The sequence below is a fragment of the Arthrobacter sp. B0490 genome (assembly GCF_002929355.1).
GTDB lineage: Bacteria > Actinomycetota > Actinomycetes > Actinomycetales > Micrococcaceae > Arthrobacter_D.
In genome coordinates this window covers 1-559 of the sequence record NZ_PJIR01000142.1, presented here as the reverse complement: position 1 = coordinate 559, position 559 = coordinate 1, and the positions used below count along the sequence as shown (strand labels likewise).

The following is a 559-nucleotide window of genomic DNA, read 5'->3' as shown; positions in this document are numbered from 1 at the left end:
GATCACGCAGTCGATCGGCCACTTCAGAGATGTCGATCGGCCCGATCAGGTCACGCAGCTGGGTCATGGGCAGCCCTGCATAACCGCAGGGGTTGATGCGCCGGAAAGGTTCGAGATCCATGTCCACGTTCAGCGCCAGGCCGTGGAAGGAACGGCCATTGCGAATGCGCAGGCCCAGAGACGCGATCTTCGCACCGTTGACGTAAACGCCCGGCGCATCCGCTTTGGCAGCCGCCTCGATGCCATAGCCGGCGAGCAGATCGATCAGGCTCTGCTCGATACGATTCACCAGCTCGCGCACACCGATACCGAGTCGGCGCACATCGAGCAACAGATAACCAACCAGTTGGCCGGGCCCGTGATAGGTCACCTGACCGCCTCGATCCACCTGCACTACCGGAATTTCGCCAGGGAACAGCAGGTGCTCGGCCTTGCCGGCCTGGCCCTGAGTGAATACGGGCGGGTGCTGCAGCAGCCAGATTTCGTCGCCACTGTCTGCATCGCGCGTGTTGGTGAAGTGCTGCATGGCCTGCCAGGCAGTCCGGTACTCGACCTGGCC

General features: G+C 62.8%; 1 protein-coding gene. It reads right to left on the bottom strand.

All coding sequences use genetic code 11. The features are described from left to right. Positions 1-526, bottom strand: a 526-nt coding sequence (lipB, locus tag CXQ97_RS21155; RefSeq protein WP_104182386.1) for a lipoyl(octanoyl) transferase LipB, incomplete at its 3' end; no start/stop codon positions are given. Between the last annotated feature and the right edge of the window lie 33 nt (positions 527-559).